Origin of the sequence: Mycobacterium sp. E3198, from assembly GCF_001667015.1 — a bacterium.
Classification (GTDB): Bacteria; Actinomycetota; Actinomycetes; order Mycobacteriales; family Mycobacteriaceae; genus Mycobacterium.
This window is the reverse complement of record NZ_LZIS01000012.1, coordinates 1-24,386: the sequence shown is the minus strand read 5'-3', so window position 1 is coordinate 24,386 and position 24,386 is coordinate 1. Positions and strand designations below refer to the sequence as shown.

General features: G+C 68.6%; 22 protein-coding genes and 1 pseudogene. 7 read left to right on the top strand and 16 right to left on the bottom strand.

Features of this window, described 5'->3' with window-relative positions; translation table 11 throughout:
• The first annotated feature begins 15 nt into the window (after positions 1–15).
• Entirely contained in the window at positions 16–462 is a 447-nt protein-coding gene (locus tag A5673_RS02025) for an SRPBCC family protein (RefSeq protein WP_068226830.1), read from the top strand.
• Positions 446–994, top strand: coding sequence for a TetR/AcrR family transcriptional regulator (locus A5673_RS02020; RefSeq protein ID WP_068226829.1), 549 nt, complete (start codon positions 446–448; stop codon positions 992–994). The genes A5673_RS02025 and A5673_RS02020 overlap by 17 nt, the downstream gene beginning before the upstream one ends.
• 10 nt (positions 995–1,004) lie before the next feature.
• Here A5673_RS02020 and A5673_RS02015 read toward each other — a convergent pair whose 3' ends face one another.
• The 8 genes from A5673_RS02015 to A5673_RS01980 all read right to left on the bottom strand — a co-directional run bounded on the left by A5673_RS02015 (position 1,005) and on the right by A5673_RS01980 (position 9,401).
• Positions 1,005–2,306: a threonine/serine exporter family protein gene (locus tag A5673_RS02015; protein WP_068226828.1), complete on the bottom strand. Its 1,302-nt coding sequence runs from the start codon at positions 2,304–2,306 to the stop codon at positions 1,005–1,007.
• A 125-nt stretch (positions 2,307–2,431) separates the two neighbouring features.
• Positions 2,432–2,890 carry a universal stress protein gene (locus A5673_RS02010; protein WP_068226827.1) on the bottom strand — a complete coding sequence of 153 codons (459 nt, stop codon included), beginning with the start codon at positions 2,888–2,890 and terminating at the stop codon, positions 2,432–2,434.
• Between the two features lie 44 nt (positions 2,891–2,934).
• Complete coding sequence (locus A5673_RS02005; RefSeq protein ID WP_082958499.1) at positions 2,935–4,473, bottom strand: NAD(P)/FAD-dependent oxidoreductase; 1,539 nt, start codon at positions 4,471–4,473, stop codon at positions 2,935–2,937.
• Between the two features lie 117 nt (positions 4,474–4,590).
• The gene (locus tag A5673_RS02000; protein ID WP_156747768.1) at positions 4,591–5,322 is read right to left on the bottom strand and encodes a TetR/AcrR family transcriptional regulator; all 732 of its coding nucleotides are present in this window, start codon (positions 5,320–5,322) and stop codon (positions 4,591–4,593) included.
• A gap of 129 nt (positions 5,323–5,451) precedes the next feature.
• A complete protein-coding gene (gene nrdE, locus A5673_RS01995; RefSeq protein WP_082958498.1) occupies positions 5,452–7,617 on the bottom strand; it encodes a class 1b ribonucleoside-diphosphate reductase subunit alpha in 2,166 nt (721 codons plus the stop codon).
• Positions 7,587–8,039 (bottom strand): class Ib ribonucleoside-diphosphate reductase assembly flavoprotein NrdI, encoded by a 453-nt coding sequence (gene nrdI / locus A5673_RS01990; protein ID WP_068226824.1) that lies wholly within the window; start codon positions 8,037–8,039, stop codon positions 7,587–7,589. The genes nrdE and nrdI overlap by 31 nt, the downstream gene beginning before the upstream one ends.
• Before the next feature lie 33 nt (positions 8,040–8,072).
• Positions 8,073–8,312, bottom strand: coding sequence for a glutaredoxin-like protein NrdH (nrdH, locus tag A5673_RS01985; RefSeq protein WP_068226823.1), 240 nt, complete (start codon positions 8,310–8,312; stop codon positions 8,073–8,075).
• 531 nt (positions 8,313–8,843) lie between these two features.
• Entirely contained in the window at positions 8,844–9,401 is a 558-nt protein-coding gene (locus tag A5673_RS01980; protein WP_369806454.1) for an NAD(P)H-dependent oxidoreductase, read from the bottom strand.
• Positions 9,402–9,491: 90 nt separating this feature from the next.
• On the opposite strand from A5673_RS01980, the gene A5673_RS01975 reads away from it, so the two are divergent.
• A complete protein-coding gene (locus A5673_RS01975; protein WP_068226821.1) occupies positions 9,492–10,094 on the top strand; it encodes a TetR/AcrR family transcriptional regulator in 603 nt (200 codons plus the stop codon).
• Complete coding sequence (locus tag A5673_RS01970) at positions 10,082–11,122, top strand: DNA polymerase IV (protein WP_231970798.1); 1,041 nt, start codon at positions 10,082–10,084, stop codon at positions 11,120–11,122. The genes A5673_RS01975 and A5673_RS01970 overlap by 13 nt, the downstream gene beginning before the upstream one ends.
• Here the strand turns inward: A5673_RS01970 and A5673_RS01965 are convergent.
• Positions 11,084–11,989 carry an SDR family oxidoreductase gene (locus A5673_RS01965; protein ID WP_068226820.1) on the bottom strand — a complete coding sequence of 302 codons (906 nt, stop codon included), beginning with the start codon at positions 11,987–11,989 and terminating at the stop codon, positions 11,084–11,086. The genes A5673_RS01970 and A5673_RS01965 overlap by 39 nt on opposite strands.
• An 18-nt stretch (positions 11,990–12,007) precedes the next feature.
• Positions 12,008–12,577, bottom strand: coding sequence for a TetR/AcrR family transcriptional regulator (locus tag A5673_RS01960; protein WP_082958502.1), 570 nt, complete (start codon positions 12,575–12,577; stop codon positions 12,008–12,010).
• A 203-nt stretch (positions 12,578–12,780) separates the two neighbouring features.
• On the opposite strand from A5673_RS01960, the gene A5673_RS01955 reads away from it, so the two are divergent.
• Positions 12,781–14,262: a cytochrome P450 gene (locus tag A5673_RS01955; protein ID WP_068226818.1), complete on the top strand. Its 1,482-nt coding sequence runs from the start codon at positions 12,781–12,783 to the stop codon at positions 14,260–14,262.
• Between the two features lie 7 nt (positions 14,263–14,269).
• Here A5673_RS01955 and A5673_RS01950 read toward each other — a convergent pair whose 3' ends face one another.
• The 4 genes from A5673_RS01950 to A5673_RS01935 form a co-directional block, all read right to left on the bottom strand.
• Positions 14,270–14,773 (bottom strand): homocitrate synthase, encoded by a 504-nt coding sequence (locus tag A5673_RS01950; RefSeq protein ID WP_068226817.1) that lies wholly within the window; start codon positions 14,771–14,773, stop codon positions 14,270–14,272.
• 766 nt (positions 14,774–15,539) lie between these two features.
• Positions 15,540–16,544, bottom strand: coding sequence for an anti-sigma factor RsbA family regulatory protein (locus tag A5673_RS01945; protein ID WP_369806453.1), 1,005 nt, complete (start codon positions 16,542–16,544; stop codon positions 15,540–15,542).
• 107 nt (positions 16,545–16,651) lie between these two features.
• Complete coding sequence (locus A5673_RS01940) at positions 16,652–18,094, bottom strand: FadR/GntR family transcriptional regulator (protein WP_068226815.1); 1,443 nt, start codon at positions 18,092–18,094, stop codon at positions 16,652–16,654.
• Positions 18,095–18,102: 8 nt separating this feature from the next.
• Complete coding sequence (locus tag A5673_RS01935; protein ID WP_068226814.1) at positions 18,103–19,296, bottom strand: thiolase family protein; 1,194 nt, start codon at positions 19,294–19,296, stop codon at positions 18,103–18,105.
• 63 nt (positions 19,297–19,359) lie between these two features.
• On the opposite strand from A5673_RS01935, the gene A5673_RS01930 reads away from it, so the two are divergent.
• Positions 19,360–19,692: a Zn-ribbon domain-containing OB-fold protein gene (locus tag A5673_RS01930; protein ID WP_156747766.1), complete on the top strand. Its 333-nt coding sequence runs from the start codon at positions 19,360–19,362 to the stop codon at positions 19,690–19,692.
• A gap of 73 nt (positions 19,693–19,765) precedes the next feature.
• Here the strand turns inward: A5673_RS01930 and A5673_RS01925 are convergent, their stop codons facing one another.
• Together A5673_RS01925 and A5673_RS01920 are read right to left on the bottom strand one after the other, a co-directional pair.
• Positions 19,766–21,931 (bottom strand): acyl-CoA dehydrogenase, encoded by a 2,166-nt coding sequence (locus A5673_RS01925; protein WP_068226812.1) that lies wholly within the window; start codon positions 21,929–21,931, stop codon positions 19,766–19,768.
• A gap of 115 nt (positions 21,932–22,046) precedes the next feature.
• Positions 22,047–22,805 carry an SDR family NAD(P)-dependent oxidoreductase gene (locus A5673_RS01920; protein ID WP_068226811.1) on the bottom strand — a complete coding sequence of 253 codons (759 nt, stop codon included), beginning with the start codon at positions 22,803–22,805 and terminating at the stop codon, positions 22,047–22,049.
• A 111-nt stretch (positions 22,806–22,916) separates the two neighbouring features.
• Between A5673_RS01920 and A5673_RS01915 the strand changes: the two are divergent.
• Positions 22,917–24,341 (top strand): annotated as a pseudogene (locus A5673_RS01915) (ATP-dependent DNA ligase); the annotation flags it as partial.
• Positions 24,342–24,386: the final 45 nt, after the last annotated feature.

The window sequence follows — 24,386 nt, the reverse complement described above, 5'->3', positions numbered from 1 at the left end:
TGTACCATTTGGTACATGTTCAACGAGGACAGTATCGAGATAGACGCGCCGCCGCAGCTGGTGTGGGACGTCTTCAGCGACGTCGAAGGCTGGCCGGAGTGGACGGCGTCGGTGACGTCGCTGACCGGGCAGGACGGATCCACCCTCGCCGTCGGCAGGCGGTTCGCGATCAAGCAACCCGGCCTGCAGAAGCTGATCTGGACCGTCGCCGAGCTCGACCCCGGCACCTCCTGGACGTGGGTGTGCCGCTCGCCCGGCGTGCTGGTGACCGCCCGCCATTTCGTCACGGCCCTGCCGGGCGGGCGGACCCTGGTGCGCCAGGAACTCGACCAGCGCGGCGCGCTCGGCGCGCTGGTCGGCCGGTTGACGGTCAAGCGGACCAAGCGCTACCTCAAACTCGAGGCCGAAGGCCTCAAGGCCCGGTCTGAGCAGCTCAGCCGCGCCCATGGCCCGCACGCCTGACACCGAGCGACGCCGCGAACTACTGAACGCGCTGTTCGGCGAGTTCGCCGCGAACGGCATCGGCAACCGTTCGCTCCGCGACGTCGCCGCCGCGGTCGGCACCAGCCACCGGATGCTGTTGCACCACTTCGGTTCTCGAGAAGACCTGCTGATCGCGATCGTCGAGGAGGCCGAGCGCCGCCAGATGGCCCTCGTCCCCGGCTTGCCGGCGGACCCGGCCGACGGCTTCGCCGCGATGTGGGCCGACCTGCGCCGCCCCGAGCTGCGCCAGCTGGAGCGCCTGTTCTTCGAGTGCTATTCGCGCGCGGCCCAGGGCGAAAAGCCGTTCACGCGAATGATTCCCGGCGCCGTCGACGGCTGGCTGAGCGAGGTCGAGTCGGCCACCGCCGGAGTTGCCTACGACGGCGCGATGGCCAGGCTCGGCTTGGCCGTCACCCGCGGCCTGCTGCTCGACCTCGTCGCCACCAACGACGTGGCCGGCGTGGACGCGGCCGCGAAGGCCTTCACCGACCTGTTGGCGCGCCGGCCCTAAAGCACGCCGCTCACAAAGTTTGCGCCCCGGACCGCGCACTGCGTCGCCCCAGTACGACGGAGTTGACGACACTCCAGCTGATCAGGGTGCCCAGCGAGATCGAGAACACGGTCGCGACCGCGCTGATCAACGTTGACAGGTCGGCGGGTCCGCCGGTGGCGGCTTGCGACAGCGTCTCGAAGCTCAGCGCGCCGGGCACCAGCGACCAAAACGCCGCCAGCACCATCACCAGGGCCGGCGGCGCGTGTTTGAGGCGTGCGGCGATCAGCGCAACGGGGAGGACGAGCGCGGCCCCGAGCGCGCCCGCGTGCGCGGGGGTCAGAAACACACTGCCGAGCTTCTGCCCGACCAGCGCCGCCGCGACCGCCACGGTCAGCCAGACCAGCGATCCGCGCGGCGCGGACAGATAGACGTACAGCCCCACGCCGATGACCAGGATCGCCACATAGAAGCCCCAGGGACCGATCTGCGGCGAGGGCTGCTGGGGGGCGACTTTGCCCGCCAGCGCCATGCCGAGCGCCACCCCGAACACCAGCAGCATCAACTGGACGACGCCGTAGATGAGGCGGCTCGCGCCGGCGATGATCTCCGATCCCGCCAGCTCCATCGCACCGACCGTCAACGCCAGCCCGGGCAGCATCGCCACCAGCGAGGGCGCGATCACCCGCATCAGGCCGTCGTTGGCGGCGTCGGCGACGAACCAGGTCGCCAACACCGTCACCAGCATCGCGGCCAGGGTCGGCGCGATGGCGTTCAACGCCGGAATCGACCGTGCCGCAAGGAGAATCACTCCGACAACCGCCCCGAGAAACGCGTGTCCCCACAGCGACGCCCACGTCGGGTTGATGATCATGCCGAAGCCCAGCGTGGTGATCACGTAACCGACCACCGTCAGCAACGGATTGAAGCGCGGTGGCATCGCGCGGGCCTCGGCCAGCGCCGCCATCGCGTCCGCGGGGGCGATGGCGCCGAGGGTGGCCAGGCGGGTGATCTCGTCGATGCGTCCGGCCAGGTCCAATCGGAAACCCGCCGGCCTGGTCACGTCGATCTCGTAACTCTCGTTGCCCAACTGGATCAGCATGACGGTCGGTAACACGACGATCCGCACGTCTTTGGTGGTGTAGCGGGCGATGATGCGCTGCAGGCGCCCCCGCACCAGATGCGTCGGGTGCATCATCTCGATCATCGCGAGCCCGAGTTCGCGCAGCATCGCCGCGATCTCGCCATCGTCGAAGGTGTCGGGCGGGGCGACCGGCGGGGGCGGTTCTTCGCGACGCGCGAGCCTCGCCCGGATGGCCTGACGTGTCCACATAGCGCTCTGATTGTGTCGCACCGGCGCCTCGGTGTGCGGCCCGACGCCCCGGACGACGGGCGAAGCGGTCAGTTTGCGCGGGTGCTACGCGGACACGGCCCGACGGGTGGCGGGTGACGCATGCATCAGCCGGTGGTGTAGACGATCAGCACGTCGGTCTTGGCCCTGCGGGAGACCTCGGATGGCACTGATCCCAGCAGCCGCCCGGCGACGCTGCTGAGCCCGACGTTGCCGACGACGAGCAGGTCGGCAGCGATCTCCTCGGCGAGCTGCACCAGCGCGTTGATGGGGGCACCGACGATCGGCCTCTCCTCCACGTTCTTGGCCCCGGCTTGATGGGCCCGCTCCCTGGCGTTCTGCAGGATCGCGTAGAAAGGGGCCTCGCCCACCGTCCGGTAGTCCTGACCGTGGTCGCTGCCCGGCGGGATGGCGTAGCGGCCCTTCTCCACGGGGACGGGAGTATGCGCGGTCGCGACGACCAGTTTCGCGCCGTGCTGCGCGGCGATCGCGGCTGCGCGCTCCACCGCACGCAGCGACGAATCCGAGCCATCGGTGCCGACCACGACGGTCTGATAGGCGCTCATTGCCCTCCCAGTGTAAAGCCGGACGGCTTAGGGAGCCCGAACTTTTATGCCTGCCCGGTGGCGCTCAGGTCCTTCTCACCGCGGGTCCGGCGCATGCCAAAGAACCGGTACTCCTCCGGCTTGACCCCGCGGGTCGCCCGCCAGTACTGCCAGGTGTAGCCGCCCCACAGCACGGTGTTCTTGCCGTGCTCGTCCAAATACCAACTGCTGCAGCCGCCGCTGTTCCACACCGAGTGCGACAGCTTGCGCTGCAACTCGTCGTTGAAGGCGTCCTGCGCCGCGCGGGTGGGCGCGAGCGCCTGCGCGCCCTTCTTGTCGCAGGTCTTGATCGCGTCGGCGACGTAGCGGATCTGCGATTCGATCATGAACACCACCGAGTTGTGCCCGAGCCCCGTGTTGGGTCCCAGCAGGAAGAACAGGTTGGGCACGTCGGCGACGGTGATGCCGCGATGCGCGCCGATGCCCTCCCGGTTCCAGCGGTCGACCAGGTCCTCCCCGTGCCGCCCCTTGATCTGGACGTAGGTGTAGGAGTCGGTGACGTGGAAGCCGGTGGCATAGACGATCACGTCCGCCTTGTGCTCCCGGCCGTCGGCGGTGACGATCCCGTCGGTCGTGATGCGGCGGATGGGATCGGTGATCAGTTGGGTCTTGGGGTCCGCGACGGCGCCGTAATAGGTGGAGGAGTTCAGGATTCGCTTGCACCCGATGCGGTAGTGCGGCGTCAGTTTGCGGCGCAGCTCGCGGTCCTTCACCGAGCGGCGGATGTTGTATTTGGCGTAGGCCTCGATGAACTTCAGCGCGTTGGGCCGCTGCGTCATGCCGAAGGCCAGCGCCTCCTGCGCCCAGTAGATCCCCAGCCGCGTCAGCGCGCGCAGCCCGGGGACGTTCTCCATGGCCCGCCGCAGGGCCGGCGGCAGATCCGGGTTGGACCGCGGTACCACCCACGGCGGGGTGCGCTGGTAGAGCTGCAGTTCGGCGACCTGCCCGACGATCTCGGGCACGATCTGGATCGCGCTGGCGCCGGTTCCGATGATCGCCACGCGCTTGCCGGTCAGGTCGACGGAGTGGTCCCACTGCGCGGAATGGAAAGCGGGACCGGCGAATTCGTCGCGACCCTCGATGTCGGGGAACGACGGGATGTGCAGCGCGCCCGCACCGGAAATCAGGAACTGGGCCACGTACTCGCGGCCGTCGGCGGTGAACACGTGCCACCGGTTCTCGTCGTCGTCCCAGTGGCCGCGATCCACCAGGGAGTCGAACACGATGTAGCGGCGCAGCCCGTACTTGTCGGTGACGCCCTGGAGGTATTCCTGGATCTCAGGCTGGTAGGAGAACGGGTTGCGCCAGTCCGGCTTCGGTTCGAACGAAAACGAGTACAGGTGTGACGGGATGTCGCAGGCGCAGCCGGGGTAGCTGTTGTCTCGCCAGGTGCCCCCGATGTCGCCGGCCTTCTCCAGGATGACGAAGTCCACGCCCTGCTTCTGCAGCGCGATCGCCATGCCGAGACCGGAGAAGCCGGTCCCGATGATCAGGGCGCGGGTGTGCACCGGTTCGCGTGCCTGAGTCGGCTCGACGTGTGTCATGGCATCGGTCACGGTAGATCGTTCTTCCTGTTGGCTCCCGCAAATACCCAGTACCCAGGGTATCGGATGGCACGAGTGTTGACGATCGGCGGACCGATGTCAACGTGCCGAAAGTCCTCAGCTCGCGGCGGGCTTGCTGGGCACCACGCTGTGTATCGGCTGGTCAGGATCCATCGAGATGCCGAGCACCTCGGCGGTGCCGAGGATGACGCCCATCATGATCGTCGTCAGGTGAGCGACGAATTGCTCGCGCGGCATGCGCCGCGGGCTGTCGGCGTCGGGGCCCAACCACCAGTCGGTGGCCGATGCGGCCGAGCCGAACGCCGCATGCCCCGCCAGCTCCACCGCCGCGTGGTCCAGCTCCATGTCCTGCAGCTCGTTGTCGAACATGTCGGCCACGGCCAGGGTGATGCCGCGGCCCTCCTCGAGGATCTTGGGACTCGCCGCGGAGCGACCCTGGATGAAGACCCGCAGCACGTTCGGGTGTTTGTCGACGAGGATGACGTACTCCTCGACGGCGCGGTGGATCACCTCGCGCGCCGAGTCGGTCTTCAGGTCGATCGAGGGGAAGATCGCCCCCCACAGCATGTCCCGCAGGCGCTCCCCGATCGCCTGGAACAGGTCGGACTTGTCGTGGAAGTGGCGGTAGATCTTCGGCTTGGCGGTGCCGGCCTCCTCGGCGATCTCCCGCACGCTCAGCTCGGGCCCCAGGCGGTCGATGGCGCGGAACGCCGCCTCGACGATCTCGCCGCGCACCTTCTTGCGGTGTTCGCGCCACCGTTCGCTGCGCGCGTCGACCTTGACCCCGGGCTTCACGCTGGGGTGCGGCGGTCGGGGAATTCTCACCACATCAAGCACCATACCGCGCTCTGGGCGCTGACCAGGGCAGACTGCCGCCGCGGGCTCGCCGTCGCCGAGCGTGCACTGGTTGCGAAAATCGGGCCGAAAAGTCGCAACAGCTTCACGTTCGATGCGGCGTCACAGCATGCAGGAGACGCAACCCTCCACCTCAGTGCCCTCCAGCGCCATCTGCCGCAACCGGATGTAGTACAGCGTCTTGATCCCCTTGCGCCAGGCGTAGATCTGCGCCTTGTTCACGTCGCGGGTGGTGGCGGTGTCCTTGAAGAACAGCGTCAGGCTCAGCCCCTGGTCCACGTGCTGGGTGGCCGCGGCGTAGGTGTCGATGATCTTCTCGTAACCGATCTCGTAGGCGTCCTGGTAGTACTCCAGGTTGTCGTTGGTCATATACGGCGCCGGGTAGTAGACCCGCCCGATCTTGCCCTCCTTGCGGATCTCGACCTTCGACACGATGGGGTGGATCGAGCTCGTCGAGTGGTTGATGTAGGAGATCGACCCGGTCGGCGGCACCGCCTGCAGGTTCTGGTTGTAGATGCCGTTCGCCTGGACCGACTCCTTCAACCGCTTCCAGTCGTCCTGCGTCGGGATGCGAATGTCGGCGTCCGCGAACAGCTGCCGCACCTTGTCGGTCGCGGGCTCCCACACCTGCTCGGTGTAGCGGTCGAAGAACTCCCCCGAGGCGTACTTGGACTTCTCGAAACCCTTGAAGTGGGTGCCGCGTTCGATCGCGATGCGGTTCGACGCGCGCAGCGCGTGATACAGCACCGTGTAGAAGTAGATGTTGGTGAAGTCGACGCCTTCCTCGGAGCCGTAGAAGATGCCCTCCCGCGCCAGGTAGCCGTGCAGGTTCATCTGCCCCAGCCCGATCGCGTGGGAATCGTTGTTGCCCTGCTCGATTGACGGCACCGACGTGATGTGGGTCTGGTCGCTCACCGCGGTCAGCGCCCGGATGGCCACCTCGATCGTCTGGGCGAAGTCCGGCGAGTCCATCGTCTTGGCGATGTTCAGCGAACCGAGGTTGCACGAAATGTCCTTGCCTACCTTGGCATACGACAGGTCGTCGTTGAACAGCGACGGCGTGGACACCTGCAGGATCTCCGAGCACAGGTTCGAGTGGGTGATCTTGCCCTCGATGGGATTGGCCCGGTTCACCGTGTCCTCGAACATGATGTACGGGTAGCCGGACTCGAACTGCAGCTCCGCCAGCGTCTGGAAGAACTCGCGCGCCTTGATCTTCGTCTTGCGGATGCGCGCGTCGTCGACCATCTCGTAGTACTTCTCGGTCACCGAGATGTCGGCGAACGGCACGCCGTAGACGCGTTCGACGTCGTACGGCGAGAACAGGTACATGTCCTCGTTGCGCTTGGCCAGCTCGAAGGTGATGTCGGGGATCACCACGCCCAGGCTCAGCGTCTTGATCCGGATCTTCTCGTCGGCGTTCTCCCGCTTGGTGTCCAGGAAGCGGTAGATGTCGGGGTGATGCGCGTGCAGATACACCGCGCCCGCGCCCTGGCGCGCCCCCAGCTGATTGGCGTAGGAGAACGAGTCCTCGAGCAACTTCATGATGGGGATGACGCCCGAGGACTGGTTCTCGATGTTCTTGATCGGCGCGCCGTGCTCGCGGATGTTGCTCAGCAGCAACGCGACTCCCCCGCCGCGCTTGGACAGCTGCAGCGCGGAGTTGATCGACCGCCCGATCGACTCCATATTATCCTCGATGCGAAGCAAAAAACATGAAACCGGCTCTCCCCGTTGCTTTTTGCCCGAGTTCAAAAACGTCGGGGTGGCCGGCTGGAAGCGTCCGTCGATGATCTCGTCGACCAGTTTCTCGGCCAGCGCGGTGTCGCCGGCGGCCAGCGTGAGGGAAACCATGACGACCCGGTCCTCGAAGCGCTCGAGGTAGCGCTTCCCGTCGAACGTCTTCAGCGTGTAGGAGGTGTAGTACTTGAACGCGCCCAGAAACGTCGGGAACCGGAACTTCTTGGCGTAGGCGCGGTCCAGCAGCTCCTTGACGAAGTTGCGCGAGTACTGGTCGAGAACCTCACGCTCGTAATAGTTTTCGCGGATCAGGTAGTCGAGCTTCTCGTCTTGATTGTGGAAGAAGACCGTGTTCTGGTTGACGTGTTCGAGGAAGTACTGGCGCGCCGCGAGAACGTCCTTGTCGAACTGAATCCTGCCGTCCGCGTCGTACAGGTTCAGCATCGCGTTCAGCGCGTGGTAGTCCGTCTCCTCGGGCGACGCATGCGTGCCGGCGGCTACAGGCTCTGCAGTGACGGTTGGTGGCACGTCTGTTCCTTCCAGAATTCGGCGAGACCGGCGCGGACGGCATCCACGTCGTCCGGGGTCCCCATCAGTTCGAAGCGGTAAAGGTAGGGAACGTCGCACTTGCGGGAGATGACGTTGCCCGCGTAGGCGAATTCGGCCCCGAAGTTGTTGTTGCCCGCGGCGATGACGCCGCGGATCAACGACCGGTTGTGTTCGTTGTTCAAGAAAGCGATGACCTGCTTGGGGACGTAGCCCCCCGCGTTGAGGTCCGGCGTGGCCCGGCCGCCACCGTAGGTCGGCAGGATCAGGACGTAGGGCTCATCGACCTCGATGTGCCCGTGCAGCGGTATCCGCGTGGCGGGAACACCCAGCTTCTGCACGAAGCGGTGGGTGTTCTCCGACACGGAGGAGAAATAGACCAGGTTGCGCCCCGTGATGTCCATGGCACCGCAACCTTCCTTACCTAAACGTCTTGCCTACGCGCTGAGCGCCGACTCCGAGAGCGCCTTGATGCGATCCGGCCGGAAGCCCGACCAGTGGTCGTTGCCGGCCACCACCACGGGGGCCTGCAGGTAACCCAGCGCCATCACGTAGTCCCGCGACTCCGCGTCCAGCGTGATGTCCACCTTCTGGTAGGCGACGCCCTGCTTGTCCAGGGCCTTGAAGGTGGCGCTGCACTGGACGCATGCCGGCTTGGTGTACACGGTGATGGTCATGGATGCCGCTCCTTTGCGGAAGGTGGGGACGTGGTACGGACTGGCAACTAACTGCGGTACTGCGACAAACTCTGTCTTCGCTGTGTTCAGCGGCCCGTCAGGGCCCCACATTCCCGTCGTGCGGCCGTCCGCGTCGGAGCAGCGTGCTTCGACATCTTCGAGCCGATTTGGGGAGGTTCCCCAAGCCCGGTCAGCCTGGGGATCCTGGGGTCTGCCGGTGCTCGAAACACTACACCTAGTGGCCGACAAGTTGTCCAGATACAAGATGTTCTGAATAACAATTTTGAAATTCGCTGGTCGTAAGCCCTCCGCCCGGCACGCGCCCGGCGTGTCGCAGGTCACATCGCGATCGAGGAGCTCCACGCGCACAGGTATAGCATCGGCCACCGACAGCGCCGGTGTGTTCGACATCCCGCGGCCGCCCGTCACCGGCCCGCCAGCAAAGTCGCCGGCGCGCGCTGGCGGCTTCGGCCATCCGGCGATCGGAACGGCGCTGGTGGGCGGCGAGCGGCTTGTTTGGTATCGCTAAATTCAGCCCACTTCGGCGGCGAGCTTGCCGACGGCATCGCGCACGCCCGCGGTCAGCTCGGCGTCATCGGCTGGCGCCTTGCCGTCCAGCTTGGCGAACTGCGCGGAGAGTTTGATCGAGTCGACCACCCGGGCGCCCGCGATCCCGAACGACTTGCGGGTCTCGTCGTGCGCCCACACCCCGCCGTAGCGGCCGAAGCCCCCACCGATCACGGCCAGCGGCTTGCCCTTCAGCGCTCCGTCACCGAACGGGCGGGACAGCCAGTCGATCGCGTTCTTGATGACCGCGGGGATGCTGCCGTTGTACTCCGGCGTGACCACCAGGGCGGCATCGGCCTCGGCCGCCGCGGCGCGCAGCGCGGCCACCGGGGCCAGCGGCGGGGCGTCGGCGTTCATGGCGTCGTCGATCTCCTCGTTGTAGAACGGCAGCTCGTGCAGCCCTTCGAAGATCGTGACGGTGACGTCGTCCGGGGCGACGGAGCCGGCCAGCTCGGCGATCTGACGGTTGATCGACGCCGCCCGCAGGCTGCCCACTAACGCCAAGACTTTGATCCCTGCCACTGTTTCGTTCCCTTCGGTCGTTGGTCCCCATCCTTGCACGCTCCAACCGGACCGTGGTCCGGTTTATTCCGGCGGCGTTAAAGTGCAGGAGTGAGCGCCGTCGAGCCGTTGGGCGAGTTGGGAGTGTCCGCGCCGCAGGAGCGCGGCGATGCGGCGCGCAACCGCGCCCTGTTACTGCAGGCCGCCCGCACCCTGGTCGCCGAGCGCGGCGCCGACGCCGTCACCATGGACGACGTCGCCGCGGCCGCGGGCGTCGGCAAAGGGACCCTGTTCCGCCGGTTCGGCAGCCGCGCCGGCCTGATGATGGTGTTGCTCGACGAGGACGAACGCGCCAGCCAGCAGGCCTTCCTTTTCGGCCCGCCGCCGCTGGGTCCCGACGCGCCGCCGCTGGATCGCCTGCTGGCGTTCGGGCGGGAGCGGATCCGCTTCGTGCACACCCACCACGCGCTGCTGTCGGAGGCCAACCGCGATCCGCACAACCGCTACAACGCGCCGGCCACGGTGTTGCGCACCCACGTAAGGCTGCTGCTGGCGTCGGCGCGCACGACCGGCAATCTCGGCGTGCAGACCGACGCGCTGCTGGCCCTGCTCGACCCGGACTACGTGGAGCATCGGCTCAACGAGGGCGGCCACACTTTGGAGACGTTGGGGGAGGCGTGGGAAAGCCTGGCGCGCAAGCTGTGCGGGCGGTGACGAGCTGGATCCTGCACGTCGACCTCGACCAGTTTCTGGCGTCGGTCGAGCTGCGCCGCCACCCGGAACTGGCCGGGCTGCCCGTCATCGTCGGCGGCAGCGGCGATCCGGCCGAACCCCGCAAGGTCGTTACCTGCGCCTCGTATGAGGCCCGGGAATTCGGGGTGCACGCGGGCATGCCGCTGCGCGCGGCCGCGCGCCGCTGCCCGGACGCCACCTTCCTGCCGTCGGATCCGGCCGCGTACGACGCCGCGTCCGACGAGGTGATGGGGCTGTTGCGCGACCTGGGGCACCCGGTCGAGGTATGGGGCTGGGACGAGGCGTATGTCGGCGTGACGGCCGCCGACCCCACCGGGGTCGCCGAACAGATCCGCGCGGTCATCTCGTCGCAAACCGGGCTGTCGTGCTCGGTCGGCATCAGCGACAACAAGCAGCGCGCCAAGGTCGCCACCGGATTCGCGAAACCGGCCGGCATCTTCACGCTCACCGACACGAACTGGATGACGGTGATGGCCGAGCGCCCGGTCGACGCGCTGTGGGGCGTCGGCCCGAAGACGTCGAAAAGGCTTGCGGCCCTTGGTATCACCTCGGTACGGGAACTCGCGCACAGCGACGCGGAGCTGCTGACGTCCACGTTCGGCCCGCGCACCGGGCTGTGGCTGCTGCTGCTGGCCAAGGGCGGTGGCGACACCGAGGTCAGCGCCGAGCCGTGGGTCCCGCGCTCCCGCAGCCACGTCATCACCTTTCCGCGCGACCTGACCGATCGCGCCGAAATGGACGCTGCGGTAACGGCATTGGCGCGCCAGGCCCTGGACGACGTGCTGGCCGCCGGGCGCGTCGTCACCCGCGTCGCCGTCACCGTGCGGACCGCCACGTTTTACACCCGCACGAAGATCCGCAAGCTGGCCGCGCCCACCACCGACGCGCGGACGATCACCGACGCCGCCCTGCGCGTCCTGGACCTCTTCGAGCTGGACCGCCCGGTTCGGCTACTCGGGGTGCGCCTCGAGTTGGTGATGCCCGGCTAGCGGAGCCGGGGCGGGCTTGAGCGCCCGTGTGAAGATCACGTTGACCTGACGCATCGCCACGCTGTAGGGCCACCACGCCAGCCGCTTGAACGCGTACAGCGCGCGGATGTCCGGCGACGTGTAGATGAGGTACCGGTTCTTCGCGACGCCGGCCAGGATCTTCTCGGCCGCCCGTTCCGGGGAAACCGCGTGACCGCTGAAGCGGTCCACCCAGCGGGCGACGCCCGGGTCCTCGCGGTCGACGCCGGCAATCTCGACGGTGTCCACCAACGGCGTCTTCACCGCGCCCGGTACCACGACCGACACCCCGATGCCCTGGCGCGCCAGGTCGAAACGCAGCACCTCGGACAGCCCGCGCAGCCCGAACTTGCTGGCGCTGTAGGCGGCGTGCCACGGCAACGCGACCAGCCCGGCCGCCGACGACACGTTCACCAAACGCCCGCCGCGCCGGGCCGCCACCATCGGCGGGACGAACGTCTCGATGACGTGGATCGGACCCATCAGGTTGATCGCGATCATCTTGCTCCACTGCTCGTGGGTCAGGCGGTCGACGGTGCCCCACGCCGACACGCCGGCGATGTTGAGCACCACGTCCATGCTCGGGTGCGCGGCGTGGATGTCGGCGGCGAACGCCGCCACCTGGCCGTAGTCGGAGATGTCGAGCGCGCGGTGAACGGGCACCCGCGCGCCGAGCGCCCGGGCGTCGGCCACGGTCGACTCGAGGCCGTCCGCGTTGCGGTCGGTGAGATAGAGCTCGGCGCCGTCGGCGGCCAGCCGCAGGGCCGTCGCGCGCCCGATGCCGCTGGCCGCACCCGTGACCAGACACCGCTTACCCGTGAAATATCCCCCAGAAGGCTTGGACGCCATGGCCGTGACCCTACCGCCTTACGTCTGGCCCCCGCCCCACAGCGAATGCAGCCACAACTGCTCGAGCACGCGGACCCGACGCTCCGCGTCGTCCTCGGGGCCGACCAGGATGGAGTCGCCCGTCAGCATCAGCGAGGTGGTGCCGGCCAAAGTGCGCACCAGGGTGGGGATGTCGTCGCTGATCGGGTTGGCGGTGCCGGCCTTCATCTCGGCGTCGACGACATCCGCGATCTGGCGGAGCACCACCTCGAACTGCCGCTCGAGAATGTCGCGGATCTCGATGTCGGTGTAGCGGGCGACGTTGCAGGCCGTCATCACCGGGTCGTTGTGCGCGTACACCGCGGCGGCGCTGCGGACCATCCGCGTGGCGAATTGCTCGGGCGACTCGCCCGGCTGGCGGGGGGCGAAGTACTGGGTGAGCTCCTCGAGCTCCTCGGTCGCGTCGGCCACGATCTGGGCCAGCACGGAGTACTTGGAGTCGAAGTAGAAGTAGAAGCCGGACCGGGCCACCCCGGCCCGCTCGCTGATGGTGCTGACCGACAGCTCCGCGAACGGCTTTTCCTCGAGCAGGTCGCGCACCGCCTGCATGATCGCCTGCCGGTGCTTGTCACCCCGCCGGCGCGCGCCCGGTTCGCCCGGCTGCGGATTGGCGGCGCTGCTCACCCCCACGACCTTGCACCACGCCGTCGGAAAAGCAAACTTGACAGCCGTCAAGTTTTTCCCGAAGGATGTGGATCAGTGACCGCTGTCACCCGTCCCCCGGGCCTGCACAGGAGCGCAAAGGAGCCTCAATGGCCGCCACCATCAGCACCCCGCACTACCTGCTCGACCAGGCGCGGCGCCGGTTCACCCCGTCGATCAACAACTTTCCCGGCATGGGGATCGTCGAGCGCAGGCTGCTGAACACCCAGTTCCCGGAGCGCACCCTCGCCGAGCCGCCGCCGGGCAGTGGTCTCAAGGCGGCCGTCGGCGACGCGGGCCTGCCGGTCATCGGCCACATCATCGAGATGCTGCGCGGCGGACCGGACTATCTGCTGCACATGTACCAGACCAAGGGGCCGGTGATCTTCGGGGACTCGCCCGTGCTGCCGGGCATCGCCGCCCTGGGCCCGGACGCCGCTCAGGTCATCTACTCCAACCGCAACAAGGACTACTCGCAGCAGGGCTGGGTGCCGGTGATCGGGCCGTTCTTCCACCGCGGGCTGATGCTGCTGGACTTCGAGGAGCACCTGTTTCACCGGCGGATCATGCAGGAGGCGTTCGTGCGGTCCCGCCTGGTCAGCTACGTCGAGCAGATGGACAAGGTGGTCTCCCAGACGATCGCCAACGACTGGGTGGCCAACGACGCGCGGTTTTTGCTCTACCCGGCGATGAAGGAGCTGACGCTCGACATCGCGTCGATGGTGTTCATGGGCCACGAGCCGGGCACCGACCACGAACTGGTGACCAAGGTCAACAAGGCGTTCGCGATCACCACGCGCGCGGGCAACGCGATCATCCGCACTCCCGTGCCGCCGTTCACCTGGTGGCGGGGCCTCAAGGCACGCGAGCTGCTGGAGAACTACTTCCGCGAGCGGGTCAAGGAACAGCGCGCGAACCCCGGCACCGACCTGTTGTCCGTGTTGTGCGAGACCGAGGACGAGGACGGCAACACGTTCTCCGACGAGGACATCGTCAACCACATGATCTTTTTGATGATGGCCGCGCACGACACGTCGACGTCGACGGTCACCACGATGGCCTACCAGCTGGCCGCGCACCCGCAGTGGCAGCAGCGCTGCCGCGAGGAATCCGACCGGCTCGGCGACGGGCCGCTCGACATCGACTCGCTCGAGAAGCTGGAGTCGCTCGACCTGGTGATGAACGAGTCGATCCGGCTGGTGACGCCGGTGCAGTGGGCCATGCGCCAGACGGTGCGCGACACGGACCTGCTGGGCTACTACATCCCCAAGGGCACCAACGTGATCGCCTACCCGGGCATGAACCACCGGCTGCCCGAATTGTGGACAGACCCACTGAAATTCGATCCGGAGCGGTTCACCGAGCCGCGCAACGAGCACAAGCGACACCGCTACGCGTTCACGCCGTTCGGCGGCGGCGCGCACAAGTGCATCGGGATGGTGTTCGGGCAGTTGGAGATCAAGACGATCCTGCACCGCCTGCTGCGCAAGTATCGACTCGAGTTGCCCCGCCCGGGATACCAGGCCGAGTGGGACTACGGCGGCATGCCGGTGCCGAAGGACGGCATGCCGATCATGCTGCGCCCGCTCTGACGGCCGTTCAGATCACCAGCCGGTTGGCGCACGCGATCACCGCGCGCAACGCGGCCTGGGTCGGGTCCTCCGCGGCGCCCATCGCCCACTGCGCGCGAATCCCGTTGCTGCCGTGGATGAATGTGGTGGTGATGACGCCCGAGCGCAGCTGGTGAAACCTCAGCGTCTCCACCGTGATCGCGCGCTCGTGCAGCATCGCGGTGAGCGCGGCGATCGGACCGCTGGCGGCGGCCGTGCAGGTAGCGAGCTGATCGCCGACGGCGATCGTGGCCCGATAATTGCGGGCTTGCGGTCCGAGCCGCCCGGCCGGCCGCTCGGCGTCGGTGCAGGCGAAGTGCCCCAGCCGGACGGGGCCGGCGCTGTGACCGTAGGTGGCGAGGAAGGTCTCCCAGGACATCGCCTCGGCCTCCTCCCGCAGACCGCGCGGCAGGTCGGCGCCGAAGTGGTGGGCGAACCACGCGGCCGCCGGGCAGTCGCGGACCGAAGTGAATCGGGATTGGGATAAAGCCATGGTTTCGGTCTTCTCTGATCGAGAGGGCGACCGACGGTAGTAGCTTCCGACCCACAGCGGGGGGTCGGTCTGGGATCAGACCCCGCTGCGGGTGCTGGCTACTACGGCACGCTGAAGAAGACGCACGAGCGCGACGATAGACGCCCGCGTGGCGGCAACGCAAATTCATTTCGCGCGGCCGAGTGCGCCCTTGCCGGCAAGCGCTTTCGCGGGCGGCCACGACGATGCCCATGCCGTCGTTCACCAATAACGCAAAATGTATCGGTAGCGCGGCGACAGCGATAACATCTGAGGGCAGTGGTGTCCGCGAATCACGGACTTCCAGCAAACGAAAGGCGCCACGGATGAACGCAACGCAAACTAGCCGCACAATTCACCCTGTTCGGGTGTTCGCCGCTGCGTTGGCCGCGCTATCCGCGGTCTCGGTGGCGGGCTGCGCGACGCACAACCCCGGCACGTTCGTGCCGGCGCCGGTGAGCCTGCCACCCGGCAACCGATAACCGCCCCGCGCGCAATTTTGGTCCCAAATTAACCGCCCGCAATTGCGATAGCATCTGACGGCAGTGGGCTCAGCAAACCAAACTTCGCCTACTGGTAAAGGAAAGGCACGGCCGTGACCGCGAAAAGCAGAAACAGGGCCCGAATAGCCGTGGCGGGGGCGCTGATCGCCGTCTTCGCCGTGACGGCAACGGGCTGCGCAGCGTCATTACACCCGGTCCCACTCCCCCGCGGGGGCGGGACGGTCACCACTCAATAGCCCCGTGGGTCAGCCGTTCGGCCCCGGCGCCTGTTCGAACCGAAGATAGGCCTGGATCGTCGTCCCGGCCGACGTGGTGTGCGTGCGCACCAGGTCCGATATCGCGTTGACCAGGTACAGGCCGCGGCTGGCGGGCCCGGTCGGGCCCGGGTCCAGGCGGCCGACCAGCGGGTCGTCGAACCGTCCGGTATCGCGCGCCTCGCACACCAGATGGTCGTCTTGGCGCCAGAACGCCAGCCGGCAGGCCCCGTCGGTATACATCAGGCTGTTGGTGGCCAGCTCCGTCGCGATCAGCTGCAGATCGTCGATCCCGTCCTGGGACATGCCCACCCAGCCGGCGTAGTCGACGGCGAAGGACCGGGCCGGGCTGAGGTCTGCGGACTTCCTGACCATGTACGTGACGGCCCCCGGCTTCACGTGTAGTGGCCGGTTGCAGCGCTCCAGGGCGGCCTCGGGCGCGTATTCGGCGCTGCGCCGCAGCGCGCCGCCGCTCCACAGCAAGGGGTGGGTCGCACGGGCGTCCGCCAGCAACTCGTCATCGAGCCGGCTCGCGTCGTAGAGGCACAACTTCGTCATCGGGTAGCCGTCGAGCGCTTCGTTGACTAGCGCCTCGTGCTCCACACACGCGACGAACTCGTCGTCGCTGCGTCCCGGCCAGGCCAGCTGGCTCACGATCCGCACCCGCCGGTCCGGGTGGTCGTCGACGAAGGAACCCTCCGCGGCCATGAACCGGCTCGGGTTGCGGCCGAGCTCGGCGATGTCGGCCATGCGCAATTCGGCCGTGAATCCGGAGACCGAGCCGGCCAAGGCGTCGTGCACGAGGGCCAGCTTGTCGTCGGGCACCGCCACCAGAACCGCCTCGTCGGCCGTCAGACCGTCGAGCACGAAGCGCGACACGGATTCCAAATACTCCTGCTGCGAACGGTAAAGGAGCGCCGCATGGACGAAGCCGGAGTGGCCGGCGCGCGTGCCCTTCAAGCCCCCGGGCATTCCAGCGCTGTCGCTGTCGATCACTACGCCAACCCCCTGCTGGACCGGCCGTCTACATTCCCCCACCCCATACCCGATTAGGACCTTCGGTATGCAGACGAACGGAACGGATTAGCACGGCGCGGCGGCCCCTACAACCACCACGAGGCCGCGGCGTCCAGATGGCGACGGATGCGGAGACGGGCGAGGCTGTCGTCGCCGGCCTTGATCGCCTCCAGGATCCGCACATGGGCGTGCTCGACGGCGGCCACGTCGTCCCACGTCGGCTCCGCCTGCTCCGTGCTGGACCAGTGCCGGCGAAACAGCTCGATGATGATCCGTAGGAACAGGTCGAGCAGCGCATTGCCGGCCAGTTGCGCCAGGCCGAGGTGGAACCGGACCTCGTCGGCCAGGGCCGCGGGGGCCTCGCCCACGCCGCCCTCCGGGGCGCCCCGATGCGCCGCCACGAAGGCCGCCACCTCCGCATCGGTGCGCCGCTTGACGACTCTGGCGACGTTGTCGATCTCGATGGCATCGCGGACGCTGCGCAGGTCCTCGCCGCTGGGCTTGCGGTACTGCAGGTACAGGGCGATGGTGTCGATGCTCGCCTCGGCCTGCGGGCGTGCGACGATCAGCCCGCCGCCGGGCCCGCGGCGCATCTGCGCGACGGAGTGATATTCGAGCAGCCGCACCGCTTCCCGGAACACCGCCCGGCTCACCCCGTAGCGCTCCACCAAAGCGGTCTCGGTGCCGAAGACCGAACCGGCCTGCCAGCCGCCGTCGGCGATCTCGTCGCCGATCGCGGCCGCCAGCATCTCGGCGAGCTTGCCCTGCGGGGCATCGCCGTCGAGCCGGCGGCGGGGCGCGCGCGGGCGGCCCGTGCCGCCGGGGTGATGGCGCTGCAGCCATGCGGTCACCGCTTCGACGTGCCGCTCGGACAGCGACCTGGCGCGCGCCGCGTCGCCGGGGTTGACGGCGGCGACGATCTCGGCGTGGTGCTTGTGCATGTGATCGACCGCCTCGATGGCCTCGGTTGCCGAGTCGGTCCGTGACGCAAGGGCGTATCGGGTGGTGAGCCTGATCAGGATGTCGATGAACAGTTGCAGCACCGGGCTCTTGGATTGGCCCGCCAGCGCGATGTGGAACTCGTCGCGCGGCGCCGGCTGGCCGGGCCGCCAGCGCTGCTCGGCGCGCAACACGGCGCGCAGGCGGTCGATGCCGGCCTCGTCGATCCGCTCCGCGGCCAGCGAGGCCGCCAAGGGCTCCAGCACCAGGCGCGCGTTGAGCAGGTCGACGAGCGTGGTGCCCGCGTTCTCGAGATAGATGACGACCGCGCGGGTCGCGGGGCCGGCGTCCGGCTCGCAGATCAGCAGCCCGCCGCCCGGTCCGCGGCGCATCCGGGCCACCCGGTGATGTTCGACGAGGCGAACGGCCTCCCGCAGCACCGATCGGCTGACGCCGTAACGCTGCCGCAGCGCCTGTTCGGAGCCCAGGGATTCGCCGACCGGCCAGCCGCGCCGAACGATGTCCGCTTCGATGCGGCGGGCAATTTGTGCGGCGAGTTTGTCCGCGGGCCCGGAATCGCGCTGTGCCACAGGTTATCTCAGCATGTCAGCAGCATGCATCCGGCGACGGGCCCGCCGCCCACGGAGACCACGCCGACCTCCGGGCGTTTCGATACCTGGCGCTCCCCCGCCTCGCCGCGCAGCTGGAGGCACCCTTCGTGCAGGGCCCAGTAGCCGTGCATGCGCCCGGCCGACAGCTGGCCGCCGTAGGTGTTCAGCGGCAGCTGGCCGTCGCGGGCGATCCGCGCGCCGCCCTCCACGAACGGCCCGCCCTCGCCGTCCCCGCACACCCCCAGGGCCTCCAGCCAGGCGAGGGTGAGATACGTGAAACCGTCGTACAACTCGGCCACGTCGAGGTCGGCCGGCGTCAGCTGCGTGCGCGACCACATCTGGGCGGTCGCGTCCGACATCGCCATCTTCGGGTAGTCGGCGCGGTGGAACCAGCCGCCGGCACCGTCGGATCCGCCGATCGCCTCGACCGCCACCGCGCGGTGCGGGCAGTCGCGCGCGTACTCCGCGTGCGACACCACCACCGCGATCGAGCCGTCGATCGGGACATCGCAATCCAGCAGGCCGAACGGGGTGGACACCGCGCGCGCTCCCAGGTAGTCGGCCATGGTCATCGGTTCGCGGTAGACCGCAAGCGGATTCAGCGCGGCGTTGCGCCTGCCGTTGAGCGCCAGCCAGCCCAGCTGTTCCTTGGTGGTCCCGTACAGCTCCATGTGCCGCCGGCAGTTCAGCGCCAGCCAGTTCGCCGCCGAATAGGCGTGCGCCGCAACAAGATCGTTGACGTCGTCCATCGCTCCGACGGCCGGGCGCGGTTCCCCTTCGGGTGTTTCGAACATGCGCGCCAGCGGCTGGGCGGGCGCGTTTTCCTCCCGCTTGACCGGCACCGTGCCGCCGAGCATCTGGATCGTGCGGTACACGACCACATGGCGGGCGCGCCGCTCGGCGACCGCGCGGCACGCCGACATCACCGGGCTCAGCAGTCCGCCGGTGCCGAAGCCGGCCCCGCAGTCGGCCGCCTCGATGCGCAGTTGGGCGTTGACGTCCGCGGCAGGCGTGTCGCCGAGGGTCGCGATCCCGTCGATGTCCGCGGGCGCCAGGCCGGCATCGGCGATGGCCGCCCGCACCGCCTCCATGGTCAGCTCCAGGCCTGCAATCCCGGTGCGACGGCCTATCCGCGAGATGCCGACGCCGCACAAGATCGCGTCCTTTTCGAAATAGGTCATACGCACCGCCCGTCCACCCGAACCGCCACCCGCATCGAATCAATAGAGTGTACTGTATTGGGCGTGTCCGGCCAGCTGCTCATCGAACACTGCGAGAAGTGCGCGCGCTGGGTTCACCCGGCGGCCGGCGAATGCCGCGACTGCGGGGCCGCACTGGTGGCGCGACCGGTATCCGGCCGCGGCACCGTGTTCACCTACACGGTCAATCACCACCCGTACAACCCCGACATCCCGACCCCGTACGTGATCGCCATCGTCGAGCTGGCCGAACAGAACGGGCTGCGGGTGGCGGCCAATATCGTTGGCTGCGACCCGGATTCGGTGACGTGCGGGATGCCCGTCGCTATCCAGCCCGAGCAGGGCAGCGGCGGCGCCCCCCAATTCGCCCCGGCTTAATTCTTTTCACGCCGAGCGTGTGCAGAATGCCGGCCTGCGCGGCGTGTCTCCGTACAAACACGCACGCTCGCGGCTAGTTGATCAGCGGGTCGCGCGGCATGCCGAGGATCCGCTCGGCGATCTGGTTGCGGGTGACCTCCGAGGTGCCGCCGGCGATCGACATGCCGCGCGCCCCCATGATCATGCGACTCGCCAGCGCGCCCTGCCCGTCGCCGAGCGCGACCTCGGGCCCCAGCAGCGCCGCCGAGATCGCGGCGCCGTCCACCATGTGTTCGGCCAACTTCAGCTTGGTGACGTTGCCCTCCGGGCCCGGGCCCGCCCCTTCGACGCTGCGCGCGACGCGGCGCAGGTTCAGCAGCCGCAGCGCGTGATCGTCGGCCAGGTAGTTGCCCACGCGGATCTTGGCCCCCGCCAACTGGTCCGGCCGCTGCCTGACGAGTTCGATCAGCATGTCCGCCAGGCCCTCGTAGAACGACCCGCTGCCGCCGATGCTGACGCGCTCGTTGCCGAGCGTGGCGCGGGCGACCGTCCAGCCGGTGTTGGGCTCGCCGACGACGTCCTCGTCGGGCACGAACAGGTCGTTGAAGAACACCTCGTTGAAATCGGAGCCGCCGGTGATCTGCCGCAACGGACGAACCTCGACCTCCGGCGCCTTCATGTCGACGATCACCGTGGTGATCCCGGCATGCTTGGGGGCCTCCGGGTCGGTGCGGACGGTGGCCAGCCCCCGCGCGCAATAGTGCGCCCCGCTGGTCCACACCTTCTGCCCGTTGATCTTCCAGCCACCGTCGACACGGGTGGCTCGGGTCTTGATGGACGCCGCGTCCGATCCCGCATCCGGCTCGGAGAACAGCTGGCACCAGATTTCGTCTTTGCGCAGCGCCTTCTCCACGAATCGTTCTATCTGCCAAGGGGTTCCGTGCTGGATCAGGGTCAGGATCACCCACCCGGTGATCCCGTAGTCGGGCCGCTTGATGTCCGCGGTGCGGAACTCCTCCTCGATCACGAGCTGCTCCACCGCGTCGGCCCCGCGGCCCCAGGGCTGGGGCCAGTGCGGCATCCCGTAGCCGGTCTCGATCAGCTTGTCGCGCTGCGCCTGCTTGTCCAGGGCGGCGATGTCGGCGGCGTCGGCATGGATCCGGGTGCGCAGCTCTTCGGCCTCGGGCGGCAGGTCCAGGCTGTTCTCGCGCACGGCGCCGGCCGCGGTGCGGTCGAAGACGTCGGCGGCCGGGGCGTCCCCGCCGAACAGCGCGGCGGTCACCAGCGACCGGCGCAGGTGCAGATGCGCGTCGTGCTCCCAGGTGAAGCCGATGCCGCCGTGCACCTGAATGTTCAGTTCGGCGTTGCGGGCGTACGCCGGGAACGCCAGCGCGGCGGCCACGGCGGCGATCAGGCGGAACTGATCCTCGTCCTCCGCCGCCGCGCGCGAGGCGTCCCACACCGCGGCGGTCGCCGACTCCGAGGACACCAGCATGTTCGCGCAATGATGCTTGACGGCTTGGAAAGTCGCGATGGTGCGGCCGAATTGCTCGCGGACCTTGGCGTAGTCGACGGCGGCCTCCACGCAGTCGGAGGCCCCGCCCACCGCCTCGGCGGCCAGCAGGGTGCGCGCGCGGGCCAGCGCCGATTCCCGCGCCCCCGGCACGATGTCGTCGGAACCGATGCTGACGTTGTCCAGGCGGACGCGTCCGGAGCGCCGGGTCGGATCGAGGTTGTCGGGCACGTCCACCGAGACGCCGGACCGGCCGCGGTCCAGCAGCAGCAGGTCGTCACCGGCGGCGACCACCAGCAGGTCGGCCAGCCCGGCACCGAGCACGATCCCGGCGTTGCCGTTCGCTACGCCGTCGGAGACCCGGACCTCGCCGCCCAGGCCGATCCCCGCGGTGACGGTGCCGTCGATCAGCCCGGGCAGCAGCCGCGACTTCTGCTCGGGCGCCCCGTCTTTCGCGAGCACCGCCGACGCGATCACGGTCGGCAAGAACGGTCCCGGCGCCACCGCCCGGCCGAGTTCCTCGACGACGACGACAAGTTCGGGCAGCCCGTAGCCCGAGCCGCCGTATTCTTCGCCGACGTGCAGGCCGAGCCAGCCGAGCTCCACCAGGTTGTGCCAGAACGGAGGCCGGGATTCCTCGGCCGCGTCGAGCAGCGATCGGGCCGCCCAGCGCGCCTTTTGTGCGGTCAGGAACGCGCGGGCCACCTCGGCGAGTTCGCGGTGGTCGTCGGTCAGTGCGATACCCATGAGGGACCTCCTCGCGCCGCTGCCGGGGGTGATTGCCTGCCCCGCTCCGAGGGGGAGCGGGGCGGCTGCCTAAAGAGTGTACTCATTCCCGGCCTGGGCCTCCGCCCGGGGTGCCCTACTTCGGCGCGAACCGCTGCCCGGCGTCCAGCCGCAGGCACTGGCCGTTGAGCATCGGGTTGTCCACGATGGCCGCCACCAGCTTCGCGTACTCCTCGGGCCGGCCCAGGCGCTTCGGGAAGGCCGCGTCCTTGGTGAGCGCCGCGGCAAATTCGTCCGGGATGCCCTGGGTCAACCCGGTGGCGAACAGGCTCGGCGCGATCGCCAGCACCCGGATGCCCAGCGAACCCAGGTCACGCGCCATGGTCAGGCACATGCCCGCGATGCCCGCCTTGGCGGCGGTGTAGGCGACCTGGCCGATCTGGCCCTCGAACGCCGCGATCGACGCCGTGTTGATGATGACGCCGCGCTCTTCGTCCTCGGGCTCGTTCTTGGCCATGTGGGCGGCCGCCAGCCGGCTGATGTTGAAGGTGGCGATGAGGTTGAGATCGATGACGGACTGGAAGGACTCCAGGTCGTGCGGGCCGGACTTGGTCATCGTCCGCTTGGCGATGCCGCCGCCGGCGGTCGTGATGACGACGTGCAGGCCGCCGAGCTTGTCGACCGCGGTCTGCAGCGTCTCCTCGGTGCCGGCGAAGTCGGTGACGTCGACCGGGTAGAACGACCCGCCGACGGCCTCGGCGACGGTCTTGCCGTCGGAGCCCTCGCGGTCGAGGATGGCGACGTCCGCGCCACGTTCGTGCAGCAATTCGGCGCTGGCGCGACCCATCCCCGACGCGCCGCCGATGACGACGACCTTCTTCCCGTTGATCTCCATCCGGACCTCCTCGTTAGGCTTGTCAGAATCCATGAAATTTGTAACGTTTCCTAGGCACGCTAGCGTGTCCGCCCGGCGGGGTTGTCGGCGAGCCATGCCAAGCTGAGTTGCGTGCTCCTCCTCGACGTCGCAAGCACGTCGCTTAACGTCGGCGGCACGTCGTCGCGGCTGACGAAGATCGGCCACATCGCCGAGCTGCTGCGCCGCGCCGCCACCGACCCGCAGGCGGTGGCGATCGTCGTCTCGTGGCTCTCCGGCGAGCTGCGCCAGCGCCAGATCGGCGTCGGCTGGGCGTCGTTGCGCTCCCGGCCGCCGCCGGCGTCCGACCCGGCGCTGACGGTGACGGGAGTCGACGCCACGTTCTCCGAGATCGGGGCGGTGTCCGGAAAGGGGTCGCAGGCGCGGCGGGCCGAACTCCTGAACGCGTTGTTCGCCGCGGCGACCGAAACGGAGCAGGCCTTCCTGCTGCGGCTGCTCGGCGGCGAGCTGCGCCAGGGGGCGCTGGCCGGGATCATGGCCGACGCGGTCGCCAGGGCCGCCGGAATCCCGGTCGCGGCGGTGCAGCGCGCCGCAATGCTGGGCGGCGACCTGCCTGCGGTGGCCGCGGCCGTTTTGTCGGGGGACGCCGCGGCCCTGGACGCATTCACCCTGCGGGTGGGCCGGCCGGTCAGCCCGATGCTGGCCCAAACCGCGACGGGTGTCGCCGACGCGATCGAACGCCACGACGGCACAACGATTTTCGAAGCGAAGCTGGACGGCGCGCGCGTCCAGATCCACCGGGCCGGCGACGAGGTCACGGTGTACACCCGCAGCCTCGACGACGTCACGGCCCGGCTCCCCGAGGTCGTCGAGGCGACGCTGGCGCTGCCGGTCACCGACCTGATCGCCGACGCCGAGGCGATCGCGCTGCGGCCCGACAACCGACCGCACCGCTTCCAGGTCACCGCCTCGCGGTTCGGCCGGTCGGTCGATGTGGCGGCCGCGGTTGCCGCGCAGCGGCTTTCGGTGTTCTTTTTCGACGTGCTGCACCGCGACGGCTCCGACCTGCTGGACACGCCGACCACCGACCGGCTGGCCGCCCTGGACGCGCTGGTGCCGCCCGCGCACCGGGTGGACCGGTTGATGACGTCGGATCCCGCGGAGGCCGCCGGCTTCCTGGACGCCACGCTGGCCGCCGGCCACGAGGGGGTGATGGCCAAGGCGCCGGGCGCGTCGTACCTCGCGGGCCGGCGCGGGGCGGGCTGGCTCAAGGTCAAGCCGGTGCACACGCTGGATTTGGTGGTGCTCGCCGTGGAGTGGGGTTCCGGGCGGCGGCGCGGCAAGCTCTCCAACATCCACCTGGGCGCCCGGGATCCCGCCACCGGCGAATTCGTCATGGTGGGAAAGACTTTCAAGGGTATGACCGACGCCATGCTGGACTGGCAGACCGCCCGGTTCAGCGAGCTCGCTGTCGGCGGCACCGACGGGTATGTGGTAAACGTGCGGCCCGAACAGGTGGTCGAGATCGCCCTCGACGGCGTGCAGAAGTCGTCGCGGTAGCGCACCACGCGGGCGAACCGCAGCGCCAGTCCGCCCGGGTAC